Raw genomic sequence first — 11192 nt, 5'->3', positions numbered from 1 at the left:
GGTTGAACAGCATTTGCCGTAGGCAACTCGAGGTCGTCCCCTTCAGGCTCGGCATTCTGTCCGGCTCTCTTTTCTATAGCTTCCACTTCCTGAACGAATTTGTCTGTAGTGATGTCCCTGCCCTCATCAACCACAGGCGCACCTTCTTCAGGCGCGGTCTCCTCCTTTTCAAATTCACTCTTCATCGGATAGAGCACGCCAACACCATAGCGAACAATGGGCGGGTCGCGCTGCAAAATTTCTTCCCCGTTCTCTTGCCGCCAAGGACCATAAAACGCTTCGTTGGAAGAGAAGCTGACATGGCCCGCGCAGCTTATCGCTCGTCCTTGTGGTGACGGCCCCACCAGCTCCTCACATAAGGCGTCCACAATGAGCGATCTGTTGGCAATATGGTTCATGATTTGCCCCCGATTAAGGCGCGCTGAAGCGTGGCGGTGACCTCAGCCCTTGCTGATTCATTAGTGATAATCGTCAGGCGATGCAAAGATCGCGTCACCGCCACATAGAAAAGTTGACTCGCCTCCTCACCTGCGACTTGCTCGATATCCGTCACAATAACGGCAGGGGCTTCAAGACCTTTGAAGGCGTGAATGGAACAGTAGCCCACATGCCCATCCAAATCGAGGCGAAACGGCGTCAGCCGGTCGCTCCAAGGCGGCCGAGTGATAGCCGTGCAAACACCCTTAAGCTTTGGCGACAAAACTACGATGTCGCTGCCGCTAAAACCGTCGTCGTATAGCGCATTGAGTGAGGCGATGAGCAATCGTTGCTGGTCGCCTGGGTCTTGGTAATAGACCAAGGTTGCCTCGACCCCGTTGTCAGGCCGTAAAATCCTACTGTAGTTGGGATTCATTTGTCCGAGCCACCGCGCGGTTGCAGCGATGCGTGGTGTGTTCCGGCAGTTGATGCGCAGCGAGTAAATGGGGGCGTACCCGCCCCTTGTCTTCAGAAACATTTCTAAAGGTAGGTGCGAACCCCCATAAATCTTTTGCTTTTCGAAATCGCCAAACATCCGCCACCTGCCTGCGGCCAGTCCGCCCTTCAAGCTCAGGTCGAGGAAGTCCAGATAGTTCTCTCGCAGAACGTCCTGAATCTCGTCCACGATGAGTTCGTCGAAGAGTTCACCATCGCTCATCTCGAGTAGGCGTTCCGACGCGGCGGCAGGCAGTTGCTCTTCCCAGAAAGACACATTGCCATTTTCAGGAGATAAACCCGTGAGGCTTATCATGTAGCTGTGCAGCGTTCCAGCCCTCACGCCAGGCAAAGTCTCGGCTTGGCTCTTGAACACTTGCCCCAAAAAGCGATTGAAACAAAGGAAAAGAACGCGCCTTCCTGCCGCCGATGCACGCCGCGCAGCTTCCAACGCCAGCAGAGTTTTTCCTGTTCCAGCAGGGGCAGTGAAAACGACACGTTCATTGTCATTCATCGCATCTAGAGCTATAAGCTGCTCTTCGGTATAGCGCTTGAGCTCTTCATTCAACCTGTGCTTGCGCGACTTGGGGCTCTCAAAAATTTCAAACTGTGGGCGCAAGATGTGACAGATAGCTTCGCACTGCTTAGCTGACGGCTCAGACGAGTTGGCGCTGAACCAGGAGGCTGCTCGGCAATTCGCCAAGAATTTACGTGCGTTATTCAGGGCTCCTTCTACAAGCTTGCCCATCCCTTGAGCCTGCATCGCACGTCTATCAATCACCTGCCAGGAATGCCATTCGACAGATGCCTCATGAAAATCAATCAGCGGAAAACAGGCCGCCGACCAGAAAACGATATTGCGCAGGCTTGGTTCACGTGTCGTGACCTGCTCGCGAACTGAGTGCATCGCATTGGCGGCCTGTTTAAACGGTCCGCGAGCATCAGGTGAAGAGTTACCGTAGTACCAAAGCCCATGCTCGCGCCTGAGCTGCGTGGTGCCCTTGACCTCCAAACATAGCACGCCCTTATTGGGCACAATAATAACGAAGTCAATCTCACCAAACACCTGCTTGACATGCTGCGCGGTGTCGAGCGAATGAAGAACGGTCCAGCCGTAAGTATCGGGATCATGCTGTAAGCGACGGAAAACTTCCTCTTCTCCTCGGCTCGAGGTGCCGGGATGCACAACCGGAGGAATCATCTGTGCCATAGGTCCCCCTCCGGGTCAAAGACATGACCGATTTGCGACAAGGGAATCTCCAAGATGCCCTCTCCCCTCCCTTTGATGCGAAACGCGGCCATGCCACTCCCTTGCAATTCGGGCAGCTCGAAGGACATGTGCCCAAGCTGCTCGAGCCGCCCGAGATCGGCTTGTTTAACCTTCTCGAGCAGCAATTTACGAATGCGTTGTCCTGCCATTTGGTGGGCTCTGCCAATCGCCTTGGCATTCTGCCAGTAATCTTGGGCCTTTTCATCGAGCTCTACAAAGCTCATAATCGCGTTGAAGTCCTCGAGATGACGTGAGCGGATGGTTTTTGCGGATATCCAGTTGCGGACATTAACCTCATTGGCGTTTTTGGCTCCCAGGTGCAGCAGCGTGCGAACGGAGTAAGCCATCCCCTTACTCATGACAGCCCTACGCAACAACCCTTTCCAGTGCGTCTGGATTTGCCTCGCGGATACCGCACGCTGGCCCAGAATCTGGTCTGCCAAAGGAACGATGTAATCACCGCCGCCGGAGGTGCGCAAAATCAGAAACATCTCGACCTCGAGCTTGGAGACCTGAACGCGGCGCACCGCTTCCTCAGCCGCACCGCCTTGCACATCAACAATTAGTGCACTGCTGGACTCTGAGCTGTCGAGAAATACCGCTTGGTCACCCTCGAGCAGAAATAAGTACCCCTCCACAAGTTCCTGCTCCCCGCCCATCTGAACTAGACGAGCCGCCTTTGCCGAGAGGTCACTCCAATCAATCATCGGCAGCATCTCCAGCGCATCGACAACTTCGGTCTCCGGGGCAGCTTCATATCTACTTGCCGCAACATCTGATGGTCGGCGAACTCTTGCTCCCTTGCCGGTAAAGACTGGCCTGGGCTCCCAACTGTCACCCAAAAAACCGTACCTCACGATCTGAAAGCTTGGCGCTCGAGGTGAGGTAAATACATAGTCATGGTCGCGAAACCAGCGCATCGGTCCGATTACGATTATCTGGTCAAAAAGCTGACCGGTCCGAAGTTGGGGTACCGTCACGACGACAAGGTGACACAAATCGGCAGTTGCAGCTAAGTTCCGCTCGACCTGTAGCACCAGGCGGGGCTCTTTAAGAAGCAATGCGCTCCTTTTCCTCTTGTCGTACAGGTCCAGTGTTCTTACGCGGTCTAAAAGAGGGTTTTGTTCCAGCAAGGTCAATACTTCGGCGTCTCCAAGCAATCGATGGGCACTCTCGGCATAACGCGGATATATCTGTTCGCAATGCTTCAACTTATGGCGCAGTTCCTTGAACAGTTCTGCGTGGTGAGCACCCAGGTGGTTGAACGGCAGTGGGGCCGCACAGCGCTCGAACCGGTAACGCCTTAGAGGAGACAGGTAATTCCGCCAGTAATCCTCTTTGGCTAGTTCACCCAGGCCCCGCTCGAATTTTCGTAGCAACAGGGCAAACCTCTTTAGAGTATCATGGGTAACAAGGCGCTGTTCTACGCTGGCCTTTTCCGCATAACGGTAGAGGACAGAAGCCGTCGCCAAGTCAACTGCGGTCACTCCCTGAGCTCCTCGTAAGCAAGAACATCCACTTGCGAGGGCAAAAAAGAAAAATCCGGCAGGGCGCCATCAATATCAATACAGTTGTTGCGGTATTCTCTGTTAAGCGCCGCGACCGCTTCTTCAAAGCCGCTCTCGGTTCTATCGAGCACGACCAACCAGCTCGAGCCACGCCAGTAATCGCGCCACCTCAGAAATCCGGCTGCCCCATCGAAGAGAGTTACAAAAGGTTTATCGTCAGACTTGGTCACGGAAATCTGTTTGACTCTATCGCTTATAAGGCTTGTCTTATAGCCTCCTCCGTCACTAAGCAGTTCCCTAACGCGCAAGATATCTTGCAACCTACCTTGAGAGAAAGGCTTTTCTTCTTTTCGAACAGCAAATGACGTCTGCTCGAGCTCATAACAAAGCACCTTTTTGTTACCGACAAGAACACATTCTAAGCGTGAAGCTGTGCAGTAGTCAAAAATATCCATGCCATTCAAAGAGATACCCAGTAGCGTATCTTCACCGAGGATAGGGCGACCTTTTTGATTCTTGGGAAGCTTGGTTATCTCTTTTGTTGAAGGTTGAACTCGCATAGACATATGCAAAGGCAGCCAATCAATACAATGGTCATTATTTTTCCGTACTCCAATCACAGGAGAATAGGCTGTCTCCTGATAGCCGACGAAGATGCCATCTCTTATCTTGTCGTCTTTGACATCTCTGTAGGTCACTGCTGCACCGGGCGGTAAATTGCGGAGCATTGCAAAGTGATCATCGGGTCCAACCTTTTCTACAGCGACAGAGGCCCGCCTTATAATGAGGCCGGTCGCAATAAAAGCCGCAGCATATGCTCGTGTCGGCACTACCAAGGCAACGATGAGCCGCCTTTCCTGACTATTGTGTCTAGCAACGACAGCTCCCAACTTGCTATAGGCGTTACACCACCATGGAATATCATTCCAATCGCCCTGATAAACGCACCAGCTATCGAGCACTATCTCCCCTAAACCAAGGATAATTCGGTATCATTTAAAGACCTCCACGACAAATTTCTGCAAGACGTCAAACAAGAATAGCTTATAATATTTCTAATTCTGCATTTTATCAACCCAATCAAGCTGCGTAAAGTACACATTGACTCTGTGGCTGCTAAATCTGTCGCCGCCTTGCCCGAGACGCCATGAAAGTATCAACAAAATCAACAAGCGTTGGCGTCACAAATCTGTGCTGGCCTGCTAAAATAGGGTCTATGACCGCCAGAGACTTGAGCGCTGTGCTTAAACAGTTACCTCCAGAACTTCAGCGGGAAGTTTACGACTTTGCCGCCTTCTTGCTCGAGGCCAGAACCAAACGCAAGAAGTCTCACCTCAACCTGGATTGGGCCGGGGAACTCAAGGAGTTTCGTAACCGGCACACTTCACTGGAGTTGCAAAAGAAGGTGCTGGACTGGTGGGGAGATTGAGTGTTCCTGGGGGAACTATATGGGCTCGATTTCGACGACGCCTATGAGTACGTTGCTGCCATAGGGCACTCATTGACGCTGGTAAGCTTCGATGCCGATTTCGATCACACCGAACTGGGCCGGAAGAGCCCCGCTCAGTGCATGAACCTCTAGAGGAAACAGCCTCCGCCTTTCAAGCTCGGCTCTTGGAGCGCAGCTTACTCACCGGAGATGACGTCGAGGTTAGACTGCGGCGAAATATCACCCTGAAAGGAGCACATCATGGCAGTGCGCACAGCCAACGCGGAATGGAACGGCTCGCTCAAAGAGGGCAAGGGCAAGATGAAGCTGCAGAGCGGCGCCTACGAGGGCGCCTACTCCTACGCCTCGAGGTTCGAGACCGGCGCGGGCACCAACCCCGAGGAGCTGATCGGCGCGGCCCACGCGGGCTGCTTCTCAATGAAGCTTTCGGGCAACCTCGGCCAGGCCGGTTATACCCCCGACTTCGTCAAGACCGAGGCCAGGGTCCACCTCGAGAACGGCGCCATCACCACCATCGAACTCCGCACCGAGGCCAAGGTGCCCGGCATCGACGAGAGCACCTTCAAGGAGGAAGCCGAGAAGGCCAAGAGCGGTTGTCCGGTCTCGAAGTCGCTCTCGACGAACATAGACATCAAGCTCGAGGCCACGCTCGTCAGTTAAGCCCATCAAGGCAGAACAGCCCGCCCCCGGTGCGCCCGGGGGCTTTTGGTTGCCTGTAGCGATTGTATTAAGGGTTGAGCGAGCTGCAAAATCCCCCCTGCCCCCCTTTCAAAGGGGGGTGCCGAAGGCGGGGGGATAAAGGCGGGGGGATAAAGGCGCTGAGATGCGACTTCACTTAGTGTCTCTGAAAACCGCTGTAGGACCTGGCGGCGTTCAGCCTTGGTTGCGGGTTTTCACGTCGCCGGCCAGGGCCCTCTGCTAAGCTCGAGCCGTGACGAACACGCGCACCGGCCTTATCGGCCTGATCCTGTTGCTGGTGGTAGCTTGCGCTCCAGCGGCTCAGCCGGCGCCAGAACCGTCCGCGACCTTGGACCGGCTCCTGAGCCTGGTCAACGGGGCGCGCGCGGCCGGCCGGGACTGCGGCGGGAGCCGTTTGGCGCCGACCCACCCGCTCAGGCTCGAGCCCCGGCTCGGCCGGGCCGCCGAGCGGCACAGCCGCGATATGCACGCGCGCGCCCTGGGCAGCCCCCGGGGCTCGGACGGCCGCAGCGTGAGGGAGCGGGTGACGCGCGAGGGCTACCGCTGGGCGCGAGTCGGCGAGAACTACGCCTGGAGCCGGGGCTTTGATATGACGCCTGCCAAGGTGATGCGCTTTTGGCTGTCGAGCCCTGAGCACTGCCGCAACCTGATGAGCCCGAACTACACCGAGATCGGCCTCGCCAAGGTCGGCGGCTACTGGACTCAGGTCTTTGCCCGGCCCGCACCCTAGGCGACGGCTAGCCTCTCCTCTACGAGCCGGCCGTAGTGCGCGGCTAGGGCGGCGCTGACGCGGTTTACCTCAAAGCGTGCCGCCGAGGCCCTGGCGCCGCGTCTGAGCGCGTCTAAGCGCTCAGGCTCGAGCGCCGCCAAGACCGTCCCGGCCAGGCTGGCCGGGTCCGCCGCGCCACACAGACCGTTCACGCCCGGCTCGACGAGGTCCGCGGCCGCCGGCGAGGCCGCTACGGCGAGGGGGGTGCCGGCCGCCAGGCTCTCCAAAAAGGTCATCGGCAGGACCTCGCTGGTCGAGGCGGTCACGAACAGGTCGGCCGCGCCCAGGTAGTGCGGCACCTCCTCGTAGCCGACCGCGCCCGCAAAGAGGACGGGCAAGCCTTTGGCCTGAGCCTCGAGGGCGGCCCGGCTGGGGCCGTCGCCGACCAGGAGCAGGCGGCAGTCGGAGCGCGCCGCCTGGACCTGTCCGAAGGCCGCCAGAAGCGCGGGCAGATTCTTCTCGGGAGCGAGGCGGCCGAGGTAGACCAAGAGGGGCGCACCGGCGGGGACGCCGTGGGCCCGGCGCACCCGACCGGCCTCGAGAGCTCCAAAGGCCGCCAGATCCACGGGGTTGGGGATCACGCTCACCGCGCCGTGGTAGCCGTAGCCGCGTAGCGTCTCGACCATCGCCCGGCCCGGCGCCAGGACCAGGTCGGCGCGCTGCGCGAACAGCCTGACGTGGCCCTTGATGGCCCAGCGCGTGAGCCCGGCCGGGGTCGGCGCGTAGTGGACGTAGGAGTGGTACTGGGTGTGCGCGGTGAAGACCAGCGGCCGGTGCAGCCGCCGCGCCCAGAGCAGCGCGGTGCGTCCCGCCACGAAGGGATGCATGGCGTGGATGATATCCAAGTCGCCGAGCGGCAGGCGCGCGCTCATTTGGGGAGGCAGCGGCAGCAGCACCGGGTAGTCCCTGGGCGCGCCGAACAGGGTGCTCGGCAGGCGGTAGACGCCCGGCTCCGGCTCGGCCTCGGGATGGCCGGGTACGAACACCCGCACCTCGTGTCCCAAACCGCGCAGGCCCCGCACCAGGAGCGCCGTCGAGGTCGCCACGCCGTTGCGCGACGGCCGGTAGGTTGCCGAAACGATGCCAATCTTCATGACGCTTCTCTTAGGAGAGTCTAGCCTATCGGCCGGCCTGCCGTGAGAAGCAAGCCCCTGGCCGAGGCTGAGACGGCGGGCTAGATGATCTCCCGGAAGCCCACCGCCTCGACCCGCTTTTGCAGCTCGCCCTTGAGCCGCTGCGCCCAGGCGGCCTCGAGCTTAGGGTCCTTGTCGAGGATGGTGACGGCCAGCTCGCGCGCCTTCTCGATGATGTCGCCGTCGCTGGCCAGGTCGCCCAGGACCAGGTCGGGCAGGCCCGACTGCCTGGTGCCGCGCAGCTCGCCGGGGCCACGCAGCTCCAAGTCCTTCTCGGCGATGACGAAGCCGTCGCTGTGCTTTTCGATCACCCCAAGGCGACTCTGCGTCTTCTTGGAGCGGTCGCCGGCGATCAGCACGCAGGTGCTTTCAAACTCGCCCCGGCCGACGCGGCCGCGTAGCTGGTGGAGCTGCGAGAGGCCGAACCTCTCGGCGTTCTCGATGATCATCAAGCTGGCGTTGGGAATGTCGACGCCCACCTCGATCACCGTGGTCGAGACCAGCAGGTCGAAGTCGTGGCGGCGGAAGCGCTCCATCACCTTGTCCTTTTCGGTGCCCGGCATCTTGCCGTGGAGCATCTCGGTGCGGCAGCCCTGGGGCATGATGGCCCGTAAGTCGTCGAACATCCGCGTGGTCGAGACGATGCCGTCCAGGGCCTCGGACTCCTCGATGAGCGGCGTGACCAGGTAGACCTGGCGGCCCTTCCTGATCTCGCCCCAGGCGAAGCGGTAGACCTCGCGGCGCTTGGAGTCGTTGACCAGCTTGGTGGTGATGGGTTTGCGGCCCGGCGGCAGCTCGTCGATGATGCTGAGCTCGAGGTCGCCGTAGTAGGTGAGGGCCAGGCTGCGGGGAATGGGGGTGGCGCTCATCACCAGAACGTCGGGCATGCTGGAGAGCAGCTTGCGGCGCTGGTCGACGCCGAAGCGGTGCTCCTCGTCGATGACGGCTAAGCCCAGGTCGCGAAACTCGACCCCTTCCTGGATGAGCGCGTGGGTGCCGACCACCAGGTCCACTTGCGAATTGTGCGGGTGTTCTGGGGCGCCCGGGTCGGCCGGGGCGCCCCTCAGGCGCTCGCGCACCTCGCGGCGCTCGCGCGGGCTCATCGCCCCCGTCAACAGCTCGATACTGAGGCCGAGCGGATAGAGGTAGGCGAGAAAGTTCAGGTAGTGCTGCCGGGCGAGGATCTCGGTGGGCGCCATCAGGGCGGCCTGATAGCCGTTCTTGACGGCAATGTACATGGCGGCGGCCGCGACCGCCGTCTTGCCCGAGCCGACGTCGCCCTGCAGCAGCCGGGCCATCTGGCGGTCGCCGGCCATGTCGGCAAGGATCTCGCGCAAGGCGCGCCGCTGGGCGCCGGTGAAGGCGAAGGGCAGGCTCGCTTCAAAGGTCGCCAGGTCCTCGTCTTGCACCGTAAAGCGCTTGCCCAGAAGGGTGGTGTCGCGGTTTAGGAGCACGCGCAGCTCGAGAAAGAGAAACTCGTCGAACTTGAGCCGGCGGATGGCCTGGGCCAGGGCCTTCTCGTCGCTGGGAAAGTGGATCTCGCGCAAGGCCGCGTCCAGCGAAACGAGCGCCTGCCGTTCCAGGACGGTCTTTGGTAAATGGTCGGGAAAGGTCGGCACCGCCGCCAGCAGCCTGTGGGCCGCCCGGCGCAGGTAGCTCTGGCTGAGCCCCTGGGTGCTCGGGTAGATGCCCACGATGCGCCCCGCCGACAGCGACTCCTTGTCCTCGTCGATCTCATGGTGGGAGACATTCACCTCGAGCAGGCGCCCGCGCCGCTTGACCTTGCCGGTAATGATCAGGCGCTGGCCGGGAAAGAGCTGCTTCTCGAGCCAGGGCTGGTTGAACCACACCGCGGTCAGCCTGGCGCCCAGCGAGTCCTCCAGAAAGGCCCGCACCACCGTCATGCCGCGCCGGCTCCGCGTCAGCTTGCGGCCGGTGACGAGGCCGCTTACCGTGGCGGCGTCGCCGTCGGTCAGGTTGGAGAAGTAGGGCAAGGCGCGGCGGTCCTCGTAGCGGCGGGGAAAGTGGTAGAGCAGCTCGCGGTAGCTCCTCAGGCCGATCTGGGCGAGCTTCTTGGGCGCCTGCGCGCCCAGATCGACGGCCTTTGCAGTGATCTCACGCTCCAACTCGTCCAAGCTCAGGCCGCCCGGCCGCTCGGCCTCCGGCGCACGCCTCTCGTCGCTGGGCGCGCCGGGCGCAAAGCCCTCGCCCAGACGCGGCTGCTCGAGCAGCGTCAGGGCCTGCTCGAGGCGCTCCTCGCGCGCCCAGGGCTCGAGCGCGCCGTAGCCGCGCATCACCTCGCGCACGTCGGCGAAGGGCCGGCCCACGGTGTCCACCAGCTTCTCGAGGCCGCCGACGACGAGCGCGTCGCGGCAGCCGTCCGAGCGCTCGCGCTCTAAAGGCCGCCTGAGCCGCTGGCGGAGGTCGTCGATGCTTGCCATCCGTCCATTTTACCCCGCCCGGCGCCGGAGACGGGCCCGCAGGTGCGAAACCCTTTACGGCCGGGAGCAAAAGGGCTAAGCTGGTCCTACACGTTTTTGGCAGTGCAACGCCGGACCCCGCGTCCGACCAGCGGCGAGACGACAGGGTGATAACAGGGAGCCACAGCAGGGACCACAGCAGGGACCAGGGCACCGGACGGACAGTCGTGAAGCGTGCAAACGAGGAAAAGCAAAGGGAGGCTCGGTTTCATGAACAGGCTTATCGGACTACTTGCGGCACTCGCGCTCGGCTTCGGCTCGGCTCAGGGCGAGCTCGAGATCTTCTCCTGGTGGGCGGGTGACGAGGGCCCCGCGCTCGAGGCGCTCATCGACCTCTACGAAGAGAGAAACCCCGGCGTCGCCGTCGACAACGCCACCGTGACCGGCGGGGCCGGGGTGGACGCCCGCGCCGTCCTGCGCACCCGCATGCTGGGCGGCGAGCCGCCCGACTCCTTCCAGGTCCACGCCGGACAATCGCTCATCGGCTCCTGGGTGGCGGCGGGGCGGATGGAGGACCTCAGCTTTCTCTACGAGGAGGAGGGCTGGTTCGACGTTCTCTCGCCGGAACTCATCGAGCTGATCAGCACCGACGAGGGCATCTGGACCGTGCCCGTCAACATCCACCGCTCCAACGTGATGTGGTATGTCCCGGCCAACCTGGAGGAATGGGGCGTTGCGGTGCCCGGCACTTGGGACGATTTCCTGGAAATCTGCCCCACCCTGCAGGACCAGGGCGTGACGCCGCTGGTGGTGGCCCAGGCCTGGACGCAGCAGCACCTCTGGGAGTCTGTCGCCCTGGGCGTGCTCGGTCCGGACGACTACAACGCCCTGTGGAGCGGCGAGCTCGCCTTCGACGACCCCCGCGCCAGCGAGGTCTGGGAGGTCTTCGGCCGGGTGATGGCCTGCACCAACGACGACGCCGCCGGCCTCTCCTGGCAGCAAGCTACCGACCGGCTCGTGGAGGGCGAGGC

General features: G+C 61.0%; 10 protein-coding genes and 2 pseudogenes. 4 read left to right on the top strand and 8 right to left on the bottom strand.

Features of this window, described 5'->3' with window-relative positions; genetic code table 11:
* From M3498_10600 to M3498_10575, 6 genes and pseudogenes are all read right to left on the bottom strand, one after another.
* Positions 1-398 (bottom strand): hypothetical protein (locus tag M3498_10600; protein ID MDQ3459730.1); only part of this gene is annotated, 398 nt, incomplete at its 3' end.
* The gene (locus tag M3498_10595) at positions 395-853 is read right to left on the bottom strand and encodes an ATP-binding domain-containing protein (GenBank protein ID MDQ3459729.1); all 459 of its coding nucleotides are present in this window, start codon (positions 851-853) and stop codon (positions 395-397) included. The genes M3498_10595 and M3498_10600, both read right to left, overlap by 4 nt.
* Before the next feature lie 462 nt (positions 854-1315).
* Positions 1316-1414, bottom strand: a pseudogene (locus tag M3498_10590) (transposase).
* A 420-nt stretch (positions 1415-1834) separates the two neighbouring features.
* Positions 1835-2113, bottom strand: a pseudogene (locus M3498_10585) (NERD domain-containing protein).
* The gene (locus M3498_10580; GenBank protein ID MDQ3459728.1) at positions 2110-3669 is read right to left on the bottom strand and encodes a hypothetical protein; all 1560 of its coding nucleotides are present in this window, start codon (positions 3667-3669) and stop codon (positions 2110-2112) included. The pseudogene M3498_10585 and the gene M3498_10580 overlap by 4 nt, the downstream one beginning before the upstream one ends.
* On the bottom strand, positions 3666-4652 hold the full coding sequence (locus M3498_10575; protein ID MDQ3459727.1) for a hypothetical protein: 987 nt from the start codon (positions 4650-4652) through the stop codon (positions 3666-3668). Before M3498_10575 ends, M3498_10580 begins: the two co-directional genes overlap by 4 nt.
* A gap of 254 nt (positions 4653-4906) precedes the next feature.
* Here M3498_10575 and M3498_10570 point away from each other — a divergent pair, with 254 nt between their 5' ends.
* The 3 genes from M3498_10570 (at position 4907) to M3498_10560 (ending at position 6569) form a co-directional block, all read left to right on the top strand.
* Positions 4907-5119, top strand: a complete 213-nt coding sequence (locus tag M3498_10570) for a DUF2281 domain-containing protein (protein ID MDQ3459726.1) — start codon at positions 4907-4909, stop codon at positions 5117-5119.
* Between the two features lie 261 nt (positions 5120-5380).
* Positions 5381-5800, top strand: a complete 420-nt coding sequence (locus M3498_10565; protein ID MDQ3459725.1) for an OsmC family protein — start codon at positions 5381-5383, stop codon at positions 5798-5800.
* A 271-nt stretch (positions 5801-6071) separates the two neighbouring features.
* The gene (locus M3498_10560) at positions 6072-6569 is read left to right on the top strand and encodes a CAP domain-containing protein (protein MDQ3459724.1); all 498 of its coding nucleotides are present in this window, start codon (positions 6072-6074) and stop codon (positions 6567-6569) included.
* On the opposite strand, the gene M3498_10555 is transcribed toward M3498_10560, so the two are convergent.
* Positions 6566-7702, bottom strand: a complete 1137-nt coding sequence (locus M3498_10555) for a glycosyltransferase (GenBank protein ID MDQ3459723.1) — start codon at positions 7700-7702, stop codon at positions 6566-6568. The two genes, M3498_10560 and M3498_10555, sit on opposite strands and share 4 nt — an antisense overlap.
* Before the next feature lie 80 nt (positions 7703-7782).
* The gene (recG, locus tag M3498_10550) at positions 7783-10182 is read right to left on the bottom strand and encodes an ATP-dependent DNA helicase RecG (protein MDQ3459722.1); all 2400 of its coding nucleotides are present in this window, start codon (positions 10180-10182) and stop codon (positions 7783-7785) included.
* 249 nt (positions 10183-10431) lie between these two features.
* On the opposite strand from recG, the gene M3498_10545 reads away from it, so the two are divergent.
* The coding region (locus M3498_10545) for an ABC transporter substrate-binding protein (protein MDQ3459721.1) at positions 10432-11192 on the top strand (761 nt) is incomplete at its 3' end.

It is taken from the genome of Deinococcota bacterium (genome assembly GCA_030858465.1).
Taxonomy (GTDB): domain Bacteria; phylum Deinococcota; class Deinococci; order Deinococcales; family Trueperaceae; genus JALZLY01.
The sequence above is the reverse complement of the archived record's forward strand: the minus strand, read 5'-3'. Positions and strand labels throughout refer to the sequence as shown.

Bases quoted from the DNA above. Each gene is read 5' to 3' on its own strand.
- M3498_10595 (MDQ3459729.1), bottom strand. From the start codon at position 853: ATGAATCCCAACTACAGTAGGATTTTACGGCCTGACAACGGGGTCGAG.
- M3498_10555 (MDQ3459723.1), bottom strand. From the start codon at position 7,702: ATGAAGATTGGCATCGTTTCGGCAACCTACCGGCCGTCGCGCAACGGC.
- recG (MDQ3459722.1), bottom strand. From the start codon at position 10,182: ATGGCAAGCATCGACGACCTCCGCCAGCGGCTCAGGCGGCCTTTAGAG.
- M3498_10565 (MDQ3459725.1), top strand. From the start codon at position 5,381: ATGGCAGTGCGCACAGCCAACGCGGAATGGAACGGCTCGCTCAAAGAG.
- M3498_10570 (MDQ3459726.1), top strand. From the start codon at position 4,907: ATGACCGCCAGAGACTTGAGCGCTGTGCTTAAACAGTTACCTCCAGAA.